At 67.5% G+C, this 23,005-nt stretch carries 18 protein-coding genes; 16 read left to right on the top strand and 2 right to left on the bottom strand.

Going from position 1 to position 23,005, the window contains the following annotated elements:
• The first annotated feature begins 114 nt into the window (after window positions 1-114).
• The 8 genes from moaA (at window position 115) to AC3IT0_RS03650 (ending at window position 9,027) form a co-directional block, all read left to right on the top strand.
• A complete protein-coding gene (moaA, locus tag AC3IT0_RS03685) occupies window positions 115-1,170 on the top strand; it encodes a GTP 3',8-cyclase MoaA (protein ID WP_489322448.1) in 1,056 nt (351 codons plus the stop codon).
• Window positions 1,171-1,259: 89 nt separating this feature from the next.
• Window positions 1,260-2,144, top strand: coding sequence for an AAA family ATPase (locus AC3IT0_RS03680; RefSeq protein ID WP_489322447.1), 885 nt, complete (start codon window positions 1,260-1,262; stop codon window positions 2,142-2,144).
• A gap of 4 nt (window positions 2,145-2,148) precedes the next feature.
• Complete coding sequence (locus AC3IT0_RS03675) at window positions 2,149-3,264, top strand: vWA domain-containing protein (RefSeq protein ID WP_489322446.1); 1,116 nt, start codon at window positions 2,149-2,151, stop codon at window positions 3,262-3,264.
• Entirely contained in the window at window positions 3,257-4,423 is a 1,167-nt protein-coding gene (locus tag AC3IT0_RS03670) for an XdhC family protein (protein ID WP_489322445.1), read from the top strand. Before AC3IT0_RS03675 ends, AC3IT0_RS03670 begins: the two co-directional genes overlap by 8 nt.
• Before the next feature lie 91 nt (window positions 4,424-4,514).
• Window positions 4,515-5,042: a (2Fe-2S)-binding protein gene (locus AC3IT0_RS03665; RefSeq protein WP_489322444.1), complete on the top strand. Its 528-nt coding sequence runs from the start codon at window positions 4,515-4,517 to the stop codon at window positions 5,040-5,042.
• A complete protein-coding gene (locus AC3IT0_RS03660; protein ID WP_489322443.1) occupies window positions 5,039-7,408 on the top strand; it encodes a xanthine dehydrogenase family protein molybdopterin-binding subunit in 2,370 nt (789 codons plus the stop codon). The genes AC3IT0_RS03665 and AC3IT0_RS03660 overlap by 4 nt, the downstream gene beginning before the upstream one ends.
• Entirely contained in the window at window positions 7,405-8,259 is an 855-nt protein-coding gene (locus AC3IT0_RS03655) for an FAD binding domain-containing protein (protein ID WP_489322442.1), read from the top strand. Before AC3IT0_RS03660 ends, AC3IT0_RS03655 begins: the two co-directional genes overlap by 4 nt.
• An 18-nt stretch (window positions 8,260-8,277) precedes the next feature.
• Window positions 8,278-9,027 (top strand): SRPBCC family protein, encoded by a 750-nt coding sequence (locus AC3IT0_RS03650; protein WP_489322441.1) that lies wholly within the window; start codon window positions 8,278-8,280, stop codon window positions 9,025-9,027.
• A gap of 71 nt (window positions 9,028-9,098) precedes the next feature.
• On the opposite strand, the gene AC3IT0_RS03645 is transcribed toward AC3IT0_RS03650, so the two are convergent.
• A complete protein-coding gene (locus AC3IT0_RS03645; RefSeq protein WP_489322440.1) occupies window positions 9,099-9,437 on the bottom strand; it encodes a hypothetical protein in 339 nt (112 codons plus the stop codon).
• 414 nt (window positions 9,438-9,851) lie between these two features.
• Here AC3IT0_RS03645 and AC3IT0_RS03640 point away from each other — a divergent pair, with 414 nt between their 5' ends.
• The 8 genes from AC3IT0_RS03640 to AC3IT0_RS03605 all read left to right on the top strand — a co-directional run bounded on the left by AC3IT0_RS03640 (window position 9,852) and on the right by AC3IT0_RS03605 (window position 22,228).
• Window positions 9,852-10,928, top strand: coding sequence for an NAD(P)H-dependent flavin oxidoreductase (locus AC3IT0_RS03640; protein ID WP_489322439.1), 1,077 nt, complete (start codon window positions 9,852-9,854; stop codon window positions 10,926-10,928).
• Between the two features lie 70 nt (window positions 10,929-10,998).
• Window positions 10,999-12,369 carry a hypothetical protein gene (locus AC3IT0_RS03635; RefSeq protein ID WP_489322438.1) on the top strand — a complete coding sequence of 457 codons (1,371 nt, stop codon included), beginning with the start codon at window positions 10,999-11,001 and terminating at the stop codon, window positions 12,367-12,369.
• Between the two features lie 75 nt (window positions 12,370-12,444).
• Complete coding sequence (locus AC3IT0_RS03630) at window positions 12,445-13,068, top strand: hypothetical protein (protein ID WP_489322437.1); 624 nt, start codon at window positions 12,445-12,447, stop codon at window positions 13,066-13,068.
• 89 nt (window positions 13,069-13,157) lie between these two features.
• Window positions 13,158-13,922 carry a YcnI family copper-binding membrane protein gene (locus AC3IT0_RS03625; protein WP_489322436.1) on the top strand — a complete coding sequence of 255 codons (765 nt, stop codon included), beginning with the start codon at window positions 13,158-13,160 and terminating at the stop codon, window positions 13,920-13,922.
• Window positions 13,923-14,026: 104 nt separating this feature from the next.
• A complete protein-coding gene (locus tag AC3IT0_RS03620) occupies window positions 14,027-14,653 on the top strand; it encodes a DUF4232 domain-containing protein (RefSeq protein WP_489322435.1) in 627 nt (208 codons plus the stop codon).
• A gap of 42 nt (window positions 14,654-14,695) precedes the next feature.
• On the top strand, window positions 14,696-16,192 hold the full coding sequence (locus tag AC3IT0_RS03615) for an FAD-dependent oxidoreductase (RefSeq protein ID WP_489322434.1): 1,497 nt from the start codon (window positions 14,696-14,698) through the stop codon (window positions 16,190-16,192).
• A gap of 56 nt (window positions 16,193-16,248) precedes the next feature.
• The gene (locus AC3IT0_RS03610) at window positions 16,249-21,405 is read left to right on the top strand and encodes a DNA glycosylase AlkZ-like family protein (protein WP_489322433.1); all 5,157 of its coding nucleotides are present in this window, start codon (window positions 16,249-16,251) and stop codon (window positions 21,403-21,405) included.
• Entirely contained in the window at window positions 21,398-22,228 is an 831-nt protein-coding gene (locus AC3IT0_RS03605) for an Fpg/Nei family DNA glycosylase (RefSeq protein WP_489322432.1), read from the top strand. The genes AC3IT0_RS03610 and AC3IT0_RS03605 overlap by 8 nt, the downstream gene beginning before the upstream one ends.
• A 34-nt stretch (window positions 22,229-22,262) precedes the next feature.
• Here AC3IT0_RS03605 and yczE read toward each other — a convergent pair whose 3' ends face one another.
• Window positions 22,263-22,964: a membrane protein YczE gene (gene yczE, locus AC3IT0_RS03600; protein ID WP_489322431.1), complete on the bottom strand. Its 702-nt coding sequence runs from the start codon at window positions 22,962-22,964 to the stop codon at window positions 22,263-22,265.
• Window positions 22,965-23,005: the final 41 nt, after the last annotated feature.

Here is a 23,005-nt window from a genome sequence, read left to right as displayed (position 1 = left end):
TCCGTCATACAACGAGCCGCCCACTCGTTCTCCCGCCATTGTGAGGGCCTGGGGTGGGGCATACGCTAAGAGAGGTACAAGCGGTTGGGCCCTACCGCTTTGAGAGGGCGATGCATGAACGCCAATTCCATCACCGACACCTTCCACCGGCCCCTGCGGGACCTGCGGATCTCCGTCACCGACCGATGCAATTTCCGTTGCGTCTATTGCATGCCCAAGGAGATTTTCGGCAGGGATTTTGTTTTTATGCCCCGGGACCAGCTGCTGACGTTTGAGGAAATCACCCGGCTGGCGTCCATCGCCGTCGCGCATGGGGTGCGGAAGATCCGTTTGACCGGCGGGGAACCCCTGCTACGGAAGGACATTGAGGGATTGGTCCGGATGCTGGCGCGGTTGCGTACTCCTGACGGGCTGGCGCCGGATCTGGCCATGACGACGAACGGCTCGGTTCTGGCGCAGAAGGCGCAGATCCTCAAGGATGCCGGGCTGAATCGCGTGACGGTGTCCCTTGACTCCTTCCGGGAGGAGACCTTCCAAGCCATGAACGACGTCGGCTATCCGGTAACCAAGGTCTTACACGCGGCGGAGGTCGCCCAGGCTGCCGGCCTGGGGCCGGTGAAAATCAACATGGTGGTCAAGCGCGGGACGAATGACCAGGACGTTCTTGACATGGCGGGCCACTTCAAGGGGTCCGGGTTTATCCTGCGGTTCATTGAGTACATGGACGTGGGTGCGTCCAACGGCTGGAAAATGGACGAGGTGGTGCCCTCCGCCGAGGTCCTGGCCCGCATCAATGCGGTGTTTCCGCTGGAGGCGGTGCCGCCCAACTACCCCGGTGAGACTTCAGATCGCTGGCGCTATGCGGACGGCAGTGGTGAAATCGGGGTCATTTCCAGCGTGACCCAGGCCTTTTGCCGCGGCTGCACGCGGGCCCGACTCTCCGCCGACGGCAAGCTGTTCACATGTCTGTTTGCCACAGCCGGCACGGACCTGAGGGCACTCCTGAGAGGCGGCGCGTCCGACGTCGAGCTTTCCGCGGCATTGTCCGCCCTCTGGGGTGGCCGCACAGACCGCTACTCGGAATTGCGCCGTGCCCACACACCCCAAGCCAACACGCCCGAGGCCCCCACCGCGGCACACAAGATCGAGATGTCATACATCGGCGGATAGCCGGACCGAACGCGCCCGCATAATCCGGCCCCTAGTATCGCTAGCGCCACCGCCCGGACCCCTATGATCAATGACCCTATGCTGGTGCCATGACGCAGACGTCGATCAGTTCCGCCGCAGCGCTGGCCGAAATGCTGGCCGCCACCGGCTACCTCGCCGATGAGGGCCTGGCCACCATCGGCTACCTCGCCCTGAGCATGGAACGGCCGCTGCTGCTGGAGGGGGAACCCGGCACCGGCAAGACCTCCCTGGCCGAGGCCCTCGCACAGGTGTTCGGGCTGCCGCTGATCCGTTTGCAGTGCTATGAGGGAATCGATGCCTCGCAGGCGCTGTACGACTGGGACTTCACCGCCCAAATCCTCCATCTGCGCAGCGTGGAGGCCGGCGGCGGAGCGGGAATGAGCGTGGCCGAGCTGGAACACTCGCTGTACGACAAACGGTTCCTGTTGGCCCGGCCCATCCTCAAGGCGTTGCAGCAAAGCCCGGCCGTGCTGCTGATCGACGAAATCGACCGGGCCGACGACGAGTTTGAGGCGTTCCTGCTGGAAGTGCTTTCCACCTACCAGGTCTCCATCCCCGAGTTCGGCACGGTCAGGGCAGACACCGCGCCGATTGTGGTCCTGACCTCCAACCGGACCCGTGACCTGCACGATGCGCTCAAACGCCGGTGCCTCTACCACTGGATCGACCACCCGGGGCTTGCCCGAGAAGTGGAAATTGTGCGCACCCGGCTGCCCCAGGTGCCCGCGCTGCTCGCCGAGCAGGTGGTTCGCGTGGTCCAGCAGATCCGGGCCACCGACGACGTGCTCAAGCCTCCCGGCGTGGCCGAAACCCTGGACTGGGCCCGCGCGCTGCACCAGCTCGGCCGGGCCGAGTTGGACCTGGCCGCGGCCGCGGCCAGCATCGGCGCGCTGTGCAAGTACCGCGAAGACACCGTGCGGATCTCGGCGGCCCTGTCCCGGATGCTCGGCTGAGCCCGTGCTACCGGCAGGACAGGGCCCAGAGCACAGCGCCGAGGAGATCCTGTTGGCCTTTGCCGCTGCGGTGCGCGCGGCCGGGGTGAAAGTGACCGCGGACCGGGCGCGCGGCTTCGTCGATGCCGTCGGCAGGCTCGCCCTGGACCGCCGCTCGGACGTCTTCTGGGCCGGCCGGGCCACCCTGTGCGCCGCTCCGGAGGATCTGCCCGCCTACCAACGGACTTTTGAGGCCTGGTTCGCAGTGGAGCACTCGACCGCCCAGCGCCTGGAGGCCTCCGCCACCTCCGTCAGCGCCGCTGCCTTGGACAACGACGACGGCGGCCCGGAAGGTGGCCGGGACCAGCTGCGGACGCTCGCCAGCCGCCGGGAGCGGCTGCGTCACCGCGACGTAGCCATCCTGGATGACGCCGAGCGGGCCCTGCTGCACCGCATGTTCGAGGAGCTGCCGGTGCGCCTTCCCACCCGGCAAACCCGGCGCAAACGCCTGGACCGGCACGGCGACGTCGACCGGGTGCGGACCCTGCGCGACCAGCTTCGCCGCGGGGGCGAACCTGGGCCGCTGCGCCGCGCCCGGGCACCGCGCAAACCCCGCCGGCTGGTCTGGCTGATCGATGTATCGGGCTCGATGGCTCCGTATGCGGACAGCCTCCTGCGCCTGGCCCACCGGGTGGTGCAAGCCGCCCCGCACCAGGTGGAGGTGTTCACGCTGGGCACGCGGCTGACCCGGGTGACCGGCGCACTGCGGGTGCCTGACGCCGACAATGCCCTGGCCCTCGCTGGCCGGGCCGTCCCCGACTGGTCCGGTGGAACCCGGCTTGGAGAAGTGCTGCGCTCGTTCAACGACCGCTGGGGCCAGCGCATGACGGCACGCGGCGCCGTCGTCGTGATTGCCAGCGACGGCTGGGAGCGGGGCGACCCGGCGCTGCTGGGACGCCAGGCCGAGCGGCTGCACCATCTGGCCCGCCGGATCATTTGGTCCAACCCGCATCGTGGCAAGGCGGGCTACCAGCCCCTTCAGCGGGGAATCAGGGCGGTGCTGCCGCACGTTGACTACTTAATAGGGGGGCACTCAATGCAGAGCTTCGAAGAATTATTGGACGTGGTTGCCAATGCGTGAGGTCCTGGACGACCTGGTCGCCGCCATAGTGGCCGGCCACACCGTGGGGCTCGGAACCGTGGTGCGCACGTTCCGATCCGCACCGCGGCCGGCCGGGGCCGCCATGATGGTCGACGCCGACGGCCGCGCGGTCGGCTCGGTGTCCGGCGGCTGTGTCGAAGGCGCGCTCTACGAACTGGCCACCGAGGTCGTCCAGGCCGGCCGGCCGGTGCTCCAGCGCTACGGCATCAGTGACGACGCCGCGTTCGAGGTTGGCCTGACGTGCGGCGGCATCCTGGACATTTTTGTCGAGCCGGTCTCCACCCAGCTCTTCCCGGAATTGCCGCAAGTAGCCGACGACGTCGGCGCCGGCCGGCCGGTGGCCGTGGTCACCGTGATCGAGCACCCCGATCCGGCCTGGCTGGGCCGCCACCTCGTGGTCCGCCCAGACGGGTTCGCCGGCTCCCTGGGCAGCGACCGTGCCGACCATGCGGTCTGCGACGACGTCCAGGGCCTGCTGGCCGCCGGCCGCAACGCCACCCTCATGTACGGACCGGACGGCCAGCGGCGCGGGGAGGGTATGCGCGTGTTTGCCCTCAGTTTCGCCCCGCAGCCGCGGATGCTGGTGTTCGGCGCGATTGACTTTGCCGCCGCCGTCGCCAAGCAGGGCAGCTTCCTCGGCTACCGGGTGACTGTGTGTGACGCACGCGCGGTTTTCGCGACTGCTGCCCGGTTCCCGCAAGCGGACGAGGTAGTGGTGGAATGGCCGCACCGCTACCTGCAGGCGCAGATCGCTGCCGGCCAGGTTGATGAGCGCACGGTAATCTGCGTGCTCACCCATGATCCGAAATTCGACGTGCCGCTGCTGGAGTTGGCACTGCGCCACGACGTAGCCTACGTGGGGGCGATGGGGTCCCGGCGCACGCACCATGACCGCTTGGAACGGCTGCGCGAGGCGGGCCTGACCGGGGCCGAATTGGCCAGACTCTCCAGCCCGATCGGGCTGGACCTGGGATCCCGAACGCCCGAGGAAACAGCAGTCTCGATTGCCGCCGAAATCATTGCGCTGCACTGGGGTGGAGCCGGCGGACGGTTGAGCAGCATGGACGCCCGGATCCACCACGAGCCCACGGCCGACGCGGACCATACGGATGCGGGGCACGAACTCCGGTCGACCTAGGGCGCTAATCTCCTCATTGGAGTAACCTGTGTCACATCAGGACTGGACGCCGGGCAGTAGTGCTCGTCCTCCAAGGCGACAGGAGATCCCAATGGCGAGTTCCAAGACGATCACCGTCGAAGTCGATGATGTGAGCTACACCGACAATGTCGAACCCCGGTTGCTGCTGGTCCAATACCTGCGCGAACGGCTTGGCAAGAGCGGCACATTGATTGGCTGCGACACCACCAACTGCGGCGCCTGCACGGTCCACTTGGACGGCGTCAGCGTCAAATCCTGCACCATGTTCGCGGTCCAGGCCGACGGCCACAGCGTCACCACCATCGAGGGCCTGGCCCGGGACGGCAAGCTCGCTCCCCTGCAGCAGGCCTTCCACGAATGCCATGCACTGCAATGCGGCTTCTGCACGCCGGGCATGATCATGCAGTCCGCATCCCTGCTGGACGAAAACCCGCACCCGAGCGAGCAGGAAATCCGGGACGGCCTGGAGGGGAACCTGTGCCGGTGCACCGGGTACCAGAACATCGTTGCGGCAGTCCAGGCCGCCGCGGACGGAACCACTACGTCTGACAGCGGCGCCACGGAAAGCGGCGCAAGCGAAACGGCAGGTGTGGCATGACCACCACCGAAGTCGGCCGGCCCCGGCTGCGCAAGGAAGATGCCCATCTCATCACTGGGCGCTCCAAGTTCACGGACAACATCGTCCTTCCCGGAATGCTCCACCTTGCCATGGTGCGCAGTCCCTTCGCCCATGCCAGAATCACCTCCGTGGACGTCACCGCGGCGAAGTCCTCCCCCGGCGTCGTCGCCGTCCTCACGGGGAGCGACGTCGCAGCGGACCAGGGCAGCCTGCCCAATGCCTGGCCGATCACGGCCGAGCAGAAGGCCCCCGCGCATCCGGCCATCGCTGTCGACGAGGTAGCGTTTGCCGGCGAGGTGGTTGCCTGCATCATCGCCCGCAGCGCCGCTGCGGCGCGCGACGCCGTCGAGCTGGTGGACGTCAGCTATGACGAGCTGCCCGTTGTCCTGGACCTTGAAGAAGCCGCCACGGACCGGGTGCTGGCCCACACGGGCCTGGAATCCAACACTTCGGCCACGTGGGTCTTCGACTCGGGCGAGGCCGGCACGGGCAAATCCATCAACGAGGCGATCGCGGGCGCCGAGGTCCTCATTGAACGCACGTTTTACCAGCAGCGGCTTATCCCGGCATTCATGGAACCACGCTCCACGGTGGTGGACCCCACAGGCGAGCAGATCACCATGTGGACGGCCACCCAGATCCCGCACATCCTGCGGCTCCTGATGGCACTGACCCTCGGCATTCCCGAAAGCAAGTTCCGGGTCATCGCCCCCGATGTGGGCGGCGGCTTCGGCGGGAAACTCCAGGTCACCCCGGAAGAGGCCATCACCGTGCTGGCAGCCCGGCACACCGGCAAGCCGTGCAAGTACACCGAGACCCGCAGCGAGTCCCTCATGGCCGCCCACCACGGCCGCGCGCAGGTACAGAAGCTCCGGCTCTCGGCCACCAAGGAAGGCATCGTCACCGGCCTGGATGTGAAGCTGCTGGCTGACGTGGGGGCCTATCTGGGTGTGATCGGCCCCGCCATCCCGATCCTGGGCGCTTTCATGTACAACGGGATTTACAAGTTCCCTGCGTACCGCTTGGAATGCACCACCCTGTTCACCAACAAGGCGTGGACCGACGCGTACCGGGGCGCCGGGCGCCCGGAGGCCACCTTTGCGATCGAACGCCTGATGGACGAGCTCGCCGTCGAACTGGGCATGGACCCGCTGGAGGTGCGGGAGAAGAACTGGATCAAACACGAGGAATTCCCGTTCACCACCGTGGCCGGGCTCGAATACGACAGCGGCAACTACGAGGCCGCCACAGCCAAGGCGCTGGAACTCTTCGACTACGACGGGCTCCGGGCCGAACAGGCAAGGCGCCGTGAAACGAATGACACAGTCCAACTTGGCATCGGGATCTCCACCTTCACGGAAATGTGCGGGCTGGCGCCGTCCCGGTGGCTGGGTGGGCTCAACTACGCTGCCGGCGGCTGGGAGCATGCGCAGGTTCGTGTGTTGCCCACCGGCAACATCGAGGTGGTCACCGGGACTTCTCCCCACGGCCAGGGCCACGAGACCGCATGGAGCCAACTCGTGGCGGACAAGCTGGGCGTGCCGTTCGAGAACATCGAAGTGCTGCATGGTGACACGCAGATCTCGCAACGTGGCCTTGACACGTATGGCTCCAGGTCGCTGGCCGTCGGCGGCATGGCAGTCCTCGCCGCAGCGGACAAGGTGATCGAGAAGGCCAAGGTGGTCGCCGCGCACCTCATGGAAGCCAGCGAAGGGGACATCGAATTCGCCGAGGGCAAATTCAGCGTGAGGGGGACGGACCAGTCCACTAGCCTCAGCGAGATCGCCTTCGCGACCTTCTCCGCGCACAACCTGCCGGACGGTTTTGAGCCCAACCTTGATTCCGACGCCACTATCGATCCACAGCATTTCTCCTTCCCGCACGGCACCCACCTGGCCGCCATGGAGGTGGACACGGAAACGGGGCGGGCCACCATCCGCAAGTACGTCTGCGTGGACGACATCGGCGTGGTGGTCAATCCCCTCATCGTGGAGGGCCAGGTCCATGGTGGGCTGACCCAGGGAATCGCGCAGGCGCTCTATGAAGAAGCGGTGCACGACGACTCCGGAACCCTGGTCACAGGCTCGTTTGTGGACTACTTGGTGCCCGGCGCCCCGGACCTGCCGCAGTACACCACGGCGCGGACCGAAACCCCATCCACCACCAACCAGCTCGGGGTTAAGGGCGTGGGCGAGGCCGGAACCATCGCCTCAACGCCGGCCATCGTCAACGGAGTGCTGGACGCCATACGGCACCTGGGCGTGAAGGACATCAGGATGCCGTGTTCGCCGTCGCGCGTGTGGGCGGCCCTGGAAGAAGCCAAGCTGACCGGAGGTGTGCAATGATTCCGAGCGCATTCGACTATGCCGCGCCGGAGACCCTGGCCGAGGCACTGAGCCTGCTGGGATCATCCGGCGACGACGTCAAGCTGCTGGCCGGGGGTCAAAGCCTGATCCCGGTGATGAAGCTGCGCCTGGCCGATCCCGCCATGGTGATCGACCTGGGCCGGATCGCCGAGCTTTCCGGCGTGCGCGACGACGGCGACGCCCTGCTGATCGGGGCCATGACGACGCACCACCAGGTGGCCACCGATCCCCTGATTGCCGCGCATGTGCCCTTGCTGGCCAAGGCAACGGCGACGGTCGCAGATCCGCAGGTCCGCCACCGGGGCACGTTCGGCGGGGCTTTGGTGCATGCGGACCCTGCGGGCGACCTGCCCGCGCCAGCTCTGGCCGCCGGGGCCACGTTCATTATTGCCGGTCCAGGCGGGGAACGCCGTGTGGCTGCGGCCGACTTCTTCCAGGGCTACTTCAGCACCGCGCTGGACGACGGCGAAATCCTCACCCATGTGCGCGTGCCGAAGTACACCGGGTGGGGCGCGCACTATGAGAAGTTCACCAGGGTGGCCCAGCAATGGTCCATCGTTGCGGTGGCCGCGATGGTGCGCGTGGAGGGGAACACCATCGCCGAGGCCCGGATCGGGCTGACCAACATGGCCAGCACGCCCCTGCGGGCCACTGCGGTTGAGGAGGCGCTGGCAGGCTCGCCCCTGACGCTGGAGGCCATCGCGGCAGCAAGCGCCCACGCAGCGGAAGGAAGCGATCCTGCGAGCGACCTCAACGGCGATGCGGCCTACCGGCGGCATCTGGCCACGGTCCTGACCAAGCGGGCGCTCCTCGCGGCCGTAGGCCTCTGAGCAGGCCGGAGGGTATACGTGGAACTCAAACACAGCTTCGTGGTTCCCAGTTCGTTGGAGGACACCTGGCATTCCTTCAACCAGTTGGAAGACATCGCCCCCTGTTTCCCGGGAGCGACTCTCACGTCCGTGAGCGGCGATGAGTTCACCGGAACGGTCAAGGTCAAGCTCGGGCCGATCGCGATGATTTACACCGGCACCGGTGAATTCCTTGAACGCAACCAGGACACGCACACGGTGGTCATTTCGGCCACCGGGAAGGACAAGCGCGGCAACGGCACGGCGGGCGCCACGGTGACGGCGGTGCTGGCGCCGGCCGGCGACGGCACGTCCGTGGACGTGACCACCGACATGAACGTCACCGGCAAACCGGCCCAATTCGGCCGGGGCGTCATCCAGGACATCTCGGACAAATTGCTGGCCCAGTTTGTCCAGTGCGTGATCGGGAAGGCGGGCGACGGGGCTGTTGAGCCAGACGGGCTGGCACCCGAACCGGCCGCACCCGGACCAGCGGGGCCCGGACCGGCGGGAACTGCAGGGCCCGCCTCCGCAGGCCCTGCACCGGCAGCCCGGCCTCCGGCGGCGACTGCGCCCACAACACCGTCCGCGCCGACGGCCGAATTGGATCTGGGCTCGGCCGCGTGGCCGGTACTGGTGCGCCGTTTCGGCCCCGCCGCGCTCTGCGCCGCCGTCCTGGCCCTGGTCATCTGGCTGGTCAGGCGGCGCTGGTCAGGCGGCGCCGTGAGGCTTAAGAAACGCACTCTGTGAAGCATGTGCCCAGGACAGCCGATGCATGCTCCCGGCGGATCCACTTGAGCTCTGCGGCCTGGACCAAACGGCTAGAGCTTGTCCGTCCTGTCATCTCCCTTGTGCCCTCGCAGGTTCTCCTGGACCTTGCCGAAGAGGTCCTTGATGGTGGACTCGGTGTTGGTGAGCATGTCGGGCTGTAAATACACGAGCTGGCTCCCGGGAATGCCGTAGCTGGACTGCAGGCCGGCGCTGCCTTCCACCCCTTGCAGGGCGATGGTCACGCTGCCTTCCTTGCGGGCGATGGCCGCGATTTTTCCGAACACCAGCGTGAATTCGTCCGGCTCAAAACTGACGGTATGTCCCACATGGGTTCTGTTGAGTTCGCTGGCGGGGGTGGCTTTCTCGTTGCCAGTTCCTGAGTAGTTCATATGTGCTCCCTGAGGTGGTGGCGGCTTACGCCAGCAGTCTAGCCCGGCCCCATCTCGCGGTACATGGCCCTGCTGGATGCCTGCACAAACAGGCGCAGGAAGCGTGGTCACATCCTCCATTGAGCCGACCGTCACTCTTCGGGTTGGATGAAATGGACCGGCACACATGACCGGCACCCGATCCCTAAGGAAGAACCGTGACTTCGATGACGAATCGCGCTAATCGGCGGCCGCAGATACTTCCAGGTCAGCGATTGCCTCGAACTCCTTTGGAGCCAGCCGTGACCGCCGCCTGCCCAGACGACTGCCATTACTGCTCAGGCCCCGAAACAGACTGAACCCAGGTTGGGCAGCGGACGCCAGCCCTGCGAGACTGGGTCCTGAAGCCGACGTCGACCTGCCAGGAGCCACTGCATGACGCCCGAGAACAGCACCGCAGCCAGCCCAAACCGCATCACGGAACTGTTCGGCACGGACGTTCCGGTGGTGCTGGGCCCGTTCGGCGGAGTGTCTTCCGTGGAACTGACAGCAGCCGTGAGCGACGGCGGCGGGCTGGGTTCCTACGGCCTCTACGGTTATGGCGCCGACGCCATTCGGAACACCGCAGCCGAGCTCAAGAAGTCGACCGCGAAGCCGTTCGCCCTCAACCTCTGGATTCCCACCGGCGACGAAACCACCTCGCTCCCCCAGGCGGACTTCGACCAGTACCTCGAAACCCTGAAGCCGTACTTTGACGAACTGGGCCTGCCGCTTCCGCACATGCCCGACCTCTACCTGCCCGATTACGACGAGCAGGTGGAGGCAACCCTGGCGGCGGGTCCCGCCGTCGTCAGCTTTGTGTTTGGTGTGCCAGCGCCGGAACTCGTGGAGGAGGCGCACCGGCGTGGCATCGTGCTGGTGGGCACCGCCACCACCGTCGCGGAAGCCATGGCCCTGGAAGCCGGCGGCGTGGATGCCGTGGTTGCCAGCGGCATGGAGTCCGGCGGCCACCGCGTCTCGTTCCTGAGGTCCGCGGAGGAGTCCCTGATCGGAACCTTTGCACTGGTTCCGCAGGTGGTTGACGCCGTGAGGATCCCGGTCATTGCCGCCGGCGGTATTGCAGACCGCCGCGGCTACGCTGCCGCACGGGCCCTCGGCGCCGACGCAGTCCAGGTGGGCTCGGCTTTCCTGGCAACCCGCGAATCTGCGGCCGTTCCGGCTTACCGGGCAGTCCTCCACAGCCCGGCTGCGCGGGAAACAGTGCTGACCAGGGCCCTCAGCGGACGGCTTGCCCGCGGCATCCCCAACCGCATCATCGCCGAACTTTCGGAAGCCGAAATAGCCCCGTTCCCCGCCCAGAACTGGCTCACCGGCCGCTTCCGCCCGGAGGCAGCCGCCCAGGGAAACACGGAGCTTATGTCGCTCTGGGCGGGGCAGGCCACACCGCTGATCCGGCACGACTCGGCCGCTGAGGTCCTGGCAGAACTGCTCGCCGGCAGCCCGGCTTTGTAAGCTCGTTACATCCGCAATCATCCCGGTCACCGGACCAGGGGCGATCGGCAGCTCAGACCGGAGGCAATCCTTGACCAAGAAGACCGGAAAATCCAAGAGCAGGAACAAGGACCGGCGGCATCTCAGTGCCGTACCGTCGGCCCCCAAGATGCCCCTGCAACTGGTGATGAACCATCGCGTGGTGGATTCCATGGCTGTTGATTTCATTCAGTGGAACGCGGCTGAAGCCCCTGATCCCGCCGATGCCTTCGAGTGTCTTGAGCTGGTCAAACTCTTCCTCACGGCGCAGCACGCCATCAACGGTTCGAGTTCGGCCACCGCCATCGACAGTGACGGCGTGCAGCAGGCGGCCGAAGCAATTGCGGGGTCGTTGGACCCCGACGATATGGACGAGGCCTTCGACGACATCTATTTCGCCCTGCACGCATACATCCATTTCCTGAAAGCGACCGGCCGCTGGAGCGGCACGGACGCCGCCTACGAGGACCTCCATTCAGCGCTGGGAAGGGGTATCGCCGCGGCAGTCCCGCAACTGCCGGATATCCAGGTACCTGACCTCAGCGAAGAACACCAGGATGCTGCGTTTGATGCCATGCCGCTGATCCAGCGGGCAACGTCCCTGCTGGACTGGATCGGAACCGGCAAGGAAATCACCAGCACGGGCGCCCTGCGGCTGAAGGACATCGAGCCGGCAGCCGCTGCCGTAGGAGTCCGGGCCCGTGGAAAACGGGCCGCGAGCCGGGCAGTACCACTTTTCGATCTGGAAACTGCCGGGAACCAGCCCGAAACGCTGCTGGAAGTCGGCACCATGCACGACGTGCCGGTACTCCGCGAGATCTGGTCAGCCCTGGTGGGGGCAGACCTGATCAGGCTCGGATCCACCAAAGCCATTCCCGGCCCGGAAGTGGCCGCCTGGAACAGCACGGATACCGAGGAACGGCTGAATATCCGCCGGATGCTTTCGGTGGTCCTCCTGGTGGGCGTGCTCACCGAGGAGGGCCAAATGTGGGACCAGGAAGCGGTGGCCGCGATTCTGCTGGGCGTCCTCGCCTATGGCACCACTGATGAACCGATGCCCGTGGCGGACCTCGAAAAGTTGGCGTCGCCGGACCTTGAGGACGCCTTGCTTCAGGATACAGACCTCGAGGAACTCGACGAAGCGGGCCTCGAAGACACAGCACTCGAAGGCACAGCACTCGAAGCGATCTACGCGTCGTACGCAGCCATGCAGGCACAGCAGAAGCTGTCCCTGCTCGCCGAACTGGGATTGGTGGAGGCGGCGACTGATTACCGCGTTCCCCCGGTGGCCATCCAGTGCCTGGACATGGCAATGGGTTTCTTCAACTTGGCAGACGAGCCATCCGATGCCACAGAATCCCCGTCCAACGTGATCGCGCTGCATGGCACGTCACAGCCTGGTCGCCCGCCCGAAGGCCGGTAGAATCTGAACGTTGCAGAAGAACACTGGAAGAACGCGACTGAAAAACGTCACCGGCGACCGAAATAAGGAGGATCCGTGCGCACCAACCACGCCCGGCCACCCTTCCATTTCCTGCGCGCCGCGTCCCTCTCCACGGGAGTCCTGACTCTCGCCGCAGGCGCCCACGTGGCCGGCGGCGGCGACCTTCCCGCCCCGGGCATCCTGCTGGCCGTGCTCGCACTGACAGTGCTGGCAGCGACCACCGCCACGAGGCTGCGGCTCAATTTTCCGGCCATGCTCGGCGTCCTCGGCGCGGGACAGTTCATCCTGCACGAAGCCTTCACGGCGTTCAGTTCGGCGGGTTCCGCGGTGAGCACTGCTGCCTCCGGGCTCCATAACTCCCACCTCGCCGGCGCCGTCACGCCGGTCGTCACTGCCTCCGGACACGTCCACGATTCCGGATCCGCGGGCATCCTGATGCTCCTGACCCACGCGCTCGCCACCGCCGCGTGCGCCCTCCTGCTTGCCAAGGGTGAAGCTGCGCTGTGGGCACTGGCCGTGTGGCTGAGGCCCCTCGTCCGGCTCCCCGAAGCCGTAACGCCCGACGCCGGCACGCCGCGTCCGGTGCCCGGCCCACCGGCGGTTTTCCCCCTCCGCCCCTGGCGGAACCTCAGGCAACACAGCCGGCGCGGCCCACCTTCCGCCGTCGTACTTTCCTGACCCTGCCCGCACCGCACTGACGCAGGCCGCGGGCTCCACCCCCGTACTTCCGCACACCCGCATCCGGTGTGCGTCCGAAAGGCAACCCCATGACCACCACATTCCTTCGCCGCACCCTCACCGCAGCGGCAGCCACCGGCGGCGCAGCCGTCCTGATCCTGGCCGCAGCAGCAGGTGCGTCCGCCCACGTCGGCGTCAAGCCGGACAAAACCGACGCCAATTCCTACGCCCTGCTGACCTTCGGCATCCCGCACGGCTGCGAGGAGTCCGGCACCACCAAGGTGGCCATCACGCTGCCGGCCGAACTCAACGACGCCCAGCCCACGGTGAACCCCAACTGGACCGTGGAAAAGGTGACCGAGCAGCTCGCCGAGCCGAAGAAACTGGCCGACGGCACCTCCATCACCAAGCGCACCAGCCAGATTGTGTACACGGCCAAGGCTCCGTTGGAGCACGAACTGCGCGATGCCCTGGTGCTGTCGGTCAAGTTGCCCGATGCGGCCGGCTCCACGCTGTACTTCCCCACGCTGCAGACGTGCGAAACGGGGCAGACGGACTGGTCCGAAATCGCCAAGGACGGCCAGGACCCGCATTCCCTGAAGGCGCCGGCGCCGTCCATCACCATCACCGAGGCGGCGAGCACTGACGGCCACGGCGCGGCTGCCTCCGCGGCGCACACCACCGAGGCTCCGGCCACTGACACCCATGCCACGGAGCAGGCGGCCGCGGTGACCGACAGCGGCGCGGACGCCCGCAGCTGGGCAGGGCTTGCCGCCGGTCTCGGCGGCCTCGCCCTGGGCGGGGTGGCCTTCGTGCGCAGCGGCTCGAAGCGCCGGCAGGAATCCGCCACGTAACATCGCGGGATTTGATGCCCGGATGATCACGATCCGGGCATCAAATCCCCTCGCTGACCCGTTGCATCGTTGACTCCCGTCACAGCAGCAACAAAGGTGGTGCCATGACGTCTCAGCGCATTTCACAAGGGTTTGTTATTACGACGGCGGTCGCGGCGGCGGCGCTGATGCTCACCGCCTGCGGACCGAGCCAGCCGCAGACGCAGGGGACCACCACGCCTGGGACGAACTCCGCCAGCCCCTCCTCTACGCCGGCGTCTCCGGACCCGTCCGCGTCGCCGTCGTCGGCCGCCACCAACACCCAGACCAACCCCGCCCTATGCAAGGCGGGCTCGCTGTCGGCGGCGACCGACGCGTCCGGTGGCGGCGCGGCGGGCAGCGTCTACATGAAGCTGAACCTCACGAATACGGGCACGGCGCCCTGCCTGCTGAAGGGCTACCCGGGGGTATCGCTGACCGCCAACGCCGACGGTGCCCCGATCGGTGCGGCGGCAACCCGCGACGAAACCAACCCCGTGGCGGACGTCCTGCTCGCTCCGGGCCAGACCGGAACCGCCGTGCTCCGCTACACCCAGGCCGCGAACTACAGCGACTGCACGCTGACGGACGCGGCAGGTTACCGCATCTATCCGCCGGAAGACACGGCGTCGTTGTTCCTGCCGCAGCCCACCAGCGCGTGCAGCAACGCGAACATCGCCCTCCTGAGCGTCGGAGCGTTCCAGCCTGCCTGATGCTCTGGGCCTGACACGTCATGATAAGTACACTTAGCTTCCATGACGTCGCTCTGGTTGGACCGCGGGAAATCCTTCAGTTCTGACCCGTTCGAGGCGGGCAATAGTTATGACACCGTGGTGGCGGGGGCCGGGCTGACGGGGCTGGTCACCGCGCTGCTGCTGGCCAGGTCCGGGCAGCAAGTCCTCGTTTTGGAGGCCAAGTTTCCCGGGGCCGTGACCACCGGAAACACCACGGCGAAAGTCAGCCTGCTGCAGGGGACAGTCCTGTCCGGCCTGGCCAGGCAGTATGCACAGAAGCAGGTCGGGGCCTACGTTGAGGCCAACCGGGAGGGGCAGTCGTGGCTGCTCCGCTATCTCGATGAACACCACGTGGCGTATCAGCGCCGGGACGCCTACACGTACGCCACCACCGCCCAGGGGACCGAACGGCTCCTTGAGGAACTCGGCGCAGCGACCACCGCCGGCCTGGACGTGGAGTACGTCCGAGATGCACGCCTGCCCTTCCCCATCCAAGGCGCCCTCCTGCTGACCGATCAGGCCCAGATCAATCCCATGGACGTCCTGGATACCCTGCTGGGGGATGTCCGGGCCCGCGGCGGGAGCGTGGTGGGCGGAACCCGGCTGCGGAATGTCTCCGGAAGCGAACCATTAACTGTCCACACGGACCAGGGCACCGTCACCGCCAACAATGTTGTCCTGGCCACCGGAATTCCTGTCCTGGACCGCGGACTCTACTTCACCAAACTCAAGCCCCTGCGGTCCTACGCCGCGGCCCTGGAACTCCCTGCCGGAGTCACCGCGCCGCCCGGAATGTACCTCTCCGCCGAGGAACCCACCCATTCGCTGCGCGACTACGAGGCCGACGGCCGTACGCTCCTGCTGGTGGGCGGCCACGGGCATCAGGTGGGGCGGACCTCATCGGAGAAGTCCCATTTGTCGGGTCTGTTGGACTGGGCCACCGCGCAGTTCCCGGGCGCGGTGGCCACCCACACGTGGTCGGCCCAGGACTACCAGGCCACCAACCTCATGCCTTTCTTCGGCTGGCTGCCCCGCGGCCGGGGCCACATCTTCTTCGGCACCGGCTACAACAAGTGGGGCATGACCAACGCGGTGGCCGCCGCCCTGGGCATCGCCGCGGACATCCTCGGCGGCCACCTCCGCTGGGCCACCACCATCCATCACCGCGTGACGTCCCCGGGCGGGGCGCTGACCGCCGTCGCCGTCAACGCCGGGGTGGCTGCGCGGCTGGCCACCGACTGGGGGAAGCTGGCGGTTGGCAAGCCTGTGGGTGGGTCCGTACCGGCCGACGACGGCGGGAGAGTCTACCGCGACGGCGCCCGGCCCGCGGCGGTCTCCACAGTGGACGGCACAACGTGCAGGCTCTCCGCCGTCTGCACGCATCTGGGCGGGATCGTCCACTGGAACGACAGCGAACTGACCTGGGACTGCCCGCTCCACGGCTCGCGCTTCAGCCCCGACGGCAAACTGCTCGAAGGGCCCGCCACCAAGGATCTCCCGAGGCTCGAGCAGGGTTGATCCCCGCCTCCAGCGGGGCCAGCCATATTGTCGGTGGGGTACGGCATGATGGAGGAATGCAGGAGCAGCAGCCGCCGGGAGCGGAGCCGGACGCCCTTCCCGGCACTCCCATGGGCCGTTTCAGCCGGCCCACGCGGGACTGGTTCCTGAGCGCGTTTGCGGGGCCCACCCCGGCCCAGACCGGCGCCTGGAACGCCATCTCGTCCGGCTCGCACGCGCTGGTTGTGGCGCCCACCGGGTCGGGCAAGACGCTCGCGGCCTTCCTCTGGGCCCTGGATCGTTTGCTCGTTGAAGCGCCGGCCCCTGCCCCGGAGCTGCCTGACCCTGAATTGCCCGGCCTGGATGCTGTGCCGGCCAAGGGACGGCGCCCCCGCCCGCCCAAACGCAAGACCCGCGTCCTGTACATCTCGCCGCTGAAGGCCCTCGGCGTGGACGTGGAACGCAACCTCCGCTCGCCGCTGATCGGGATCACCCAGACGGCCAAGCGGCTGGGACTTCCGGCGCCGCTGATCACCGTGGGCGTCCGGTCCGGGGACACCACGACGGCGGATCGTCGCGCCCTGCTCAGCAACCCGCCGGACATCCTCATCACCACGCCGGAATCGCTGTTCCTGATGCTCACCTCCAGGGCGCGCGAAACCCTCACCGAGGTGGACACCATCATCGTTGACGAGGTCCATGCCGTCGCCGGAACCAAACGTGGCGCGCACCTGGCGGTCTCCCTCGAACGGCTGGATGCGCTGCTGCCCAAGCCCGCCCAGCGGATCGGGCTCTCCGCCACCGTGGAGCCCCGCGAACTGGTGGCCCAGTTCCTGGCCGGTTCCGCGCCGGTGGAAATCGTGGCCCCTCCATCGCGGAAGAACTGGGACCTCACCGTGTCCGTCCCGGTGGAGGACATGTCCAATCTCCCGGCCGCAGAGGGCGCTTTCGACTCCGGTCCCGCCTCAGGGCTGCAGCCCCAGGCCTCGATCTGGCCCCATGTGGAGGAAAAGATCGTTGACCTGGTGCTGGCCAACCAGTCCACCATCGTCTTTGCGAACTCCCGCCGGCTGGCTGAACGGCTCACGGCCCGGCTCAACGAGATCTACGCCGAACGGCAACTGATCGCGGTCGGCGGTGGCTGGGGCTCGCCTGCCGCGGGTGACGCTGACGCGGGGTTGTCGCCGGGCGTCCCGGCTTCCGGCGTTGCTTCCAGTCGGGCTTCCGTTCCTTCTTCCACGGCGACGCCGGCCCACATGATGGCACAGGCCGGCAGCACGGCTGGGGCCGATCCTTTGTTGGCCCGCGCCCACCACGGGTCCGTTTCCAAGGACCAGCGGGCGCTCATTGAGGACGACCTCAAGTCCGGCCGGCTGCGCTGCGTCGTGGCCACGTCGTCCCTGGAGCTCGGCATCGACATGGGCGCCGTGGACCTCGTGGTGCAGGTGGAATCACCGCCGTCGGTGGCCAGCGGGCTCCAGCGTGTGGGCCGTGCCGGGCACCAGGTGGGCGAGATTTCGCAGGGAGTGCTGTTTCCCAAGCACCGCGCAGACCTGGTGCACACGGCGATCACGGTGGAACGGATGCTCGAAGGGAAGATCGAGCGGCTCTTTGTCCCCGCCAATCCGCTGGACATCCTGGCCCAGCAGACCGTCGCGGCCACCGCCCTGGGCAGCATCGATGTGGAGGAATGGTTCGCCACTGTCCGGCGGTCCGCCCCGTTCGCGTCCCTCCCCCGGTCCGCCTACGAGGCAACCCTCGACCTCCTGGCCGGCCGGTACCCGTCGGATGAATTCGCCGAATTGCGGCCCCGGATCATCTGGGACCGGAACGCCGGCACCATCGAAGGCAGGCCGGGGGCCCAACGGCTTGCCGTGACGTCCGGCGGCACCATCCCGGACCGCGGCCTCTTCGGTGTGTACATCATCGGCACCGAGGTGGAAGGCTCCGGTGCGCCGGGAACGGACGGCAAACCGGCCGCGTCGCCGGCCAAGGGCGGGCGACGCGTGGGCGAACTGGACGAGGAAATGGTCTACGAGTCCCGGGTGGGCGACATCTTCGCGCTGGGCGCCACCAGCTGGAAAATCGAGGACATCACCCACGACCGTGTCCTGGTCTCCCCTGCCTTCGGCCAGCCGGGCAAGCTCCCCTTCTGGAAGGGGGACTCGCTGGGGCGGCCCGTTGACCTGGGCCGTGCGCTGGGCGCCTTCGTGCGTGAACTGTCGGCGTCCGACGTCGGGCCTGCCACCGAACGCTGCAAGGCCAGCGGGCTGGATGAATTCGCCGCTAACAACCTGATCCAGTACCTCGGTGAACAGAAGCTCGCCACCGAAATGGTCCCCTGCGACACCACGCTGGTTGTGGAGCGCTTCCACGACGAACTGGGCGACTGGCGGGTGATCCTGCACAGCCCGTTCGGGATGCCGGTGCACGCTCCCTGGGCACTCGCCGTCGGGCAGCGCCTGCACCAGCGGTACGGCCTGGACGGGTCGGCCATGGCGGCGGACGACGGCATCGTGCTCCGGGTCCCCATGATGGAGGACGAGCCGCCCGGTGCCGAGCTCTTCCTGTTTGATCCCGACGAGCTGGAGCAGATTGTCACCGCCGAGGTGGGTGGCAGCGCGCTCTTCGCCTCGCGCTTCCGGGAGTGTGCCGCGCGTGCCCTGCTGCTTCCCCGGCAAACCCCCGGCAAACGGCAGCCGCTCTGGCAGCAGCGCCAACGGTCCGCGCAGCTGCTTGACGTCGCGCGGAAATACCCCACGTTCCCCATCGTGCTGGAAACCGTCCGCGAATGCCTCCAGGATGTCTACGACCTTCCGGCGCTGAAGGACATTGCGGCCTCGGTGGAACGCCGCGAACTCAGGATCGTGCAGACCACCACACAACAGCCCTCGCCGTTCGCCAAGTCCCTGCTGTTCGGGTACGTGGCCCAGTTCCTGTACGAAGGGGACTCGCCCCTGGCCGAGCGCCGGGCAGCGGCCCTGGCCTTGGACTCGACGCTCCTGAACGAGCTGCTGGGCCGCGTTGAGCTCCGCGAACTGCTAGACGCCAAGGTCATTGAGGCCACCGAGCTTGAGCTCCAGCGCCTTGCACCGGACCGCCGTGCCCGCGGTATGGAAGGCGTTGCCGATCTTCTCAGGTTGCTGGGTCCGCTGACCCCGGCGGAAGTCGCCGCACGCCTGGTGGCTGAACCTGTCGAAACCCCCGTGGTTGGGTCGGCTCCGGTGGTTGAGGGATCTCGACAAGCTCGATCACCGGAACACGACCCGGTGGTTGAGCCTGTCGAAACCCCGCATGCCGACATCCCTCTGGCCACCTCACACCTGACCGCGCTGCTGCGGACAAACCGGGCCATCAAAGTCAACATCGGCGGGGCCGAACGCTACGCCGCCGTCGAGGATGCCGCCCGGCTTCGTGATGCCATCGGTGTTCCCCTGCCTATGGGAGTGCCCCTTGCCTTCATCGAACCGGTGGCAGACCCCCTGGGCGACCTCGTCTCCCGGTATGCCCGCACGCACGGACCCTTCACGTCGGCGGAAGCCGCGGCACGGTTGGGGCTTGGAGTCGCCGTGGTCAGCACCGCACTGAAACGGCTCGCCGCGGACGGCCGCGTGGTGGAAGGCGAGTTCCGGCCGCACGCCGCCCCGCCGGAACGAGCGCCCAGCGATGGGCCCTCGGACGCAGCCAAGGTTGATGACATCGAAACGGCCCAACAGCCCTCGGCAGAACCCTCACAGACGCACCTTCCCGCCCCCACCACCAGCGAATGGTGCGACGCCGAAGTGCTCCGCAAGCTCCGGCGTCGTTCGCTCGCAGCACTGCGCGCCGAAGTGGAACCGGTGGACGCCGCCGCCTATGGGCGCTTCCTGCCGGCCTGGCAGCATGTCCGCACGCCGGGAGCCGGGCGCGGGCAGCCGTCCCTGCGGGGGCTGGACGGTATTGTCACCGCGATCGACCAGCTTTCGGGTGTGCCGGTACCCGCTTCGGCGTGGGAGCCGCTGGTCCTGGCCAGCAGGGTTTCGGACTACCAGCCCGCCATGTTGGACGAGCTCATGGCCGCCGGCGAGGTCCTCTGGTCCGGGGCGGGAGCGCTGCCCGGAAACGACGGCTGGCTCAGCCTCCACCTGGCCGATTCCGCCGAACTGACGCTAAATCCCGCCGTCGAATATAACCCCGGAGACGCGCAGCAACGCCTGCTTGACCACCTGAGGAACAACGGCGGCGGTTATTTCTTCCGCCAGCTGAAGGACGTGGCCGGTGGCATGGACTCGGTGCTCAGCGACCAGGAAGTGATGTCCGCGCTGTGGGACCTGGCGTGGGCAGGCCGCATCACCGGAGACACCTTCGCCCCGGTCCGCGCCCTCATCGCCGGCGGCCACACCGCACACCGCCAAGTGGCCCGCTCGCCCCGCGCCCGTGCCCCCAGGCTGAGCAGGCTGGGCCGCTCGCACGGCACCGGCCTGCTGGGATCGCCCGGGTTGGGCTCCTCTGGTTTGGGATCGCCCGGTTTGGGCGGCGGACGGTACAGCTCATTGTCGGGCACGGCGGCAACACCCCCGCTGGCCGCGGGGCGTTGGTCTGCCCTGCCCTCCCCCGAACTGGACGCCACCATCCACGCCCGCGCCACCGCTGAACTGCTGCTGGACCGGTATGGCGTGGTGACCCGGGGATCGGTCATGGCGGAGCAGATCCTGGGTGGGTTCGGCCTCATGTACAAGGTGCTGGCCCGGCTGGAAGAGGCCGGACGCTGCCGCCGCGGGTACTTCATCGAACACCTTGGGGCCGCCCAGTTCGCTGTCCCCGCAACCGTGGACCGGCTGCGCTCCTATTCCGAGGACACCCAACTGGCCAAGCCCGAGCCTATGGCGCTGGCCCTTGCGGCCACGGATCCCGCCAACCCTTACGGCGCCGCCCTGCCGTGGCCGGCCCTCAACGTGGAAGCCGGGACGGGGCACCGGCCAGGCCGGAAAGCCGGGGCGCTGGTGGTCATGGTGGACGGCGCCCTGGTCCTCTACGTGGAACGGGGCGGGAAAACGCTGCTGGCCTTCAGCGAGGACGCGGCCGTGCTGTCCGCCGCCGGCGCGGCGTTGGTGGGTGTGGTCACCCGGGGCGCGGTGGACAAGCTGATCATGGAGAAAGTCAACGGCCACGGCATCCTGGACACCCCGGTGGCAGCCGCACTCGCCGCCGCCGGGGCATACTCCACGCCCAAAGGCCTGAGAATCCGTGCCTGAGGGCGATTCCGTCTGGCGCGCCGCCGCCGAACTGCACAGGGCCTTGGCGGGACAGACGCTCATTGCCTCGGACTTCCGCGTGCCGAGGTTCGCCACACTCAACCTGGCCGGCTGGACCGTGGCTGAGGTGGTCCCGCGCGGCAAGCACCTCCTCATGCGCGTGGTGGGACCGGACGAGCGGAAACTCACCATCCACTCGCATCTGAAGATGGAAGGCGCCTGGCAGGTCTATCCACCGGGTGGACGCTGGCGGAAGCCGGGATTCACCGCCCGGTGCGTCCTGCGCACAGCGGTGGCCGACGCCGTCGGATTTTCCCTGGGCATCGTGGAAGTGGTCCGCACCGCAAACGAGGACACCATCGTGGGCCATCTGGGTCCGGACCTGCTGGGTCCGGACTGGGACGTGGCCGAAGCAGAGCAGCGGATCCGCGCGGCACCCGACGTGCCCATCGGCGTCGCCCTGCTGGACCAGCGCAACCTGGCGGGCATCGGCAACATCTACCGCTGCGAAGCCTGCTTCCTGTCCGGCGTGCACCCGGCCACACCGGTTTCGGCTGTCCACGACTTCCGGACCCTGATGACGGATGCCAAGCAGCTGCTCGAAGCCAAGCTCGGCCCGGGACGCCGGGCGACCGTCCTCAATCCGCGCGACGTGCCCGTCGGGCGGATGGCGGGCCGGCCGGGCTATTGGGTTTACCGGCGCGAGCAGCAGCCGTGCCTGAAATGCCGGACGCCCATCCGCCGCGGCGTGCTGGGTAAACCCAACGGCGAGGAAGAACGGGACATCTACTTCTGCCCGCAGTGCCAGCCAATGCCGTCCTAGGCGGTCTGCCCTGAGCGTCGTGTCCTTGGCGTTCCTAGGAAGTCCTGGCCACGGGTTCGACGGCGACCGGCTCGGCAGTGTCCAACGCGCTACCGTCCGCTCCAGGGCCTGCAGGTTCGAGCACTGCAGGTTCGGCAACGGCAGGTTCGGATGGAAGAGCTGCGGGCACCATGAACCGCGGGAGCAGCAGCTGGACCAAGGGCCCGATGGCGAGGGCGTAGACCACCGTGCCCACGCCCACGGAACCGCCCAGCAGCCAGCCGACACCCAACACCACCACTTCGATCAGCGTGCGCGAGACGCGCACGGACCACCCGGTGCGCCGCGCCAGCCCGGTCATGAGGCCATCCCTGGCGCCCGGGCCGAACCGTGCGCCGATGTAGCAGGCGGACGCGATGCCGTTCAGCAGCACGGCGCCTGCAAGCATGCCAATCTGGCCGCCCAGATGCGAGAACGCGGGGATCAAAGCCAGGCCGATGTCCGCAAAAACGCCCACCAGCACAGCGTTGCAGAGGGTGCCGAACCCTGGCCACTGCCGGAGTGGGATCCAGAGCAGGAGCACCACGAAACTCACAATGATGACCACCACTCCGATGCTCAGCCCTGTCCTGCCGGCCACTCCCTGATGGAACACATCCCACGGATCCAGTCCAAGGCCGGCGCGGATGAACATGGCCAGGGAGATGCCGTACATGGCGAGGCCGAGAAAGAGCTGGAGTAGTCTGCGAGTCAACATAACGACAACCCTGACAGATAACTGGCATTGAATTACATAGC

Source organism: Pseudarthrobacter sp. KH_020_B (assembly GCF_057840185.1).
The sequence above is the reverse complement of the archived record's forward strand: the minus strand, read 5'-3'. Positions and strand labels throughout refer to the sequence as shown.

What these genes read in the sequence shown, in the direction of transcription:
- moaA (WP_489322448.1), top strand. Translation starts at nt 115, where the DNA reads ATGAACGCCAATTCCATCACCGACACCTTCCACCGGCCCCTGCGGGAC.
- AC3IT0_RS03665 (WP_489322444.1), top strand. Translation starts at nt 4,515, where the DNA reads ATGGCGAGTTCCAAGACGATCACCGTCGAAGTCGATGATGTGAGCTAC.
- AC3IT0_RS03660 (WP_489322443.1), top strand. Translation starts at nt 5,039, where the DNA reads ATGACCACCACCGAAGTCGGCCGGCCCCGGCTGCGCAAGGAAGATGCC.
- AC3IT0_RS03625 (WP_489322436.1), top strand. Translation starts at nt 13,158, where the DNA reads ATGACCACCACATTCCTTCGCCGCACCCTCACCGCAGCGGCAGCCACC.
- AC3IT0_RS03670 (WP_489322445.1), top strand. Translation starts at nt 3,257, where the DNA reads ATGCGTGAGGTCCTGGACGACCTGGTCGCCGCCATAGTGGCCGGCCAC.
- yczE (WP_489322431.1), bottom strand. Translation starts at nt 22,964, where the DNA reads ATGTTGACTCGCAGACTACTCCAGCTCTTTCTCGGCCTCGCCATGTAC.
- AC3IT0_RS03645 (WP_489322440.1), bottom strand. Translation starts at nt 9,437, where the DNA reads ATGAACTACTCAGGAACTGGCAACGAGAAAGCCACCCCCGCCAGCGAA.
- AC3IT0_RS03620 (WP_489322435.1), top strand. Translation starts at nt 14,027, where the DNA reads ATGACGTCTCAGCGCATTTCACAAGGGTTTGTTATTACGACGGCGGTC.
- AC3IT0_RS03615 (WP_489322434.1), top strand. Translation starts at nt 14,696, where the DNA reads ATGACGTCGCTCTGGTTGGACCGCGGGAAATCCTTCAGTTCTGACCCG.
- AC3IT0_RS03610 (WP_489322433.1), top strand. Translation starts at nt 16,249, where the DNA reads ATGCAGGAGCAGCAGCCGCCGGGAGCGGAGCCGGACGCCCTTCCCGGC.
- AC3IT0_RS03640 (WP_489322439.1), top strand. Translation starts at nt 9,852, where the DNA reads ATGACGCCCGAGAACAGCACCGCAGCCAGCCCAAACCGCATCACGGAA.
- AC3IT0_RS03655 (WP_489322442.1), top strand. Translation starts at nt 7,405, where the DNA reads ATGATTCCGAGCGCATTCGACTATGCCGCGCCGGAGACCCTGGCCGAG.
- AC3IT0_RS03680 (WP_489322447.1), top strand. Translation starts at nt 1,260, where the DNA reads ATGACGCAGACGTCGATCAGTTCCGCCGCAGCGCTGGCCGAAATGCTG.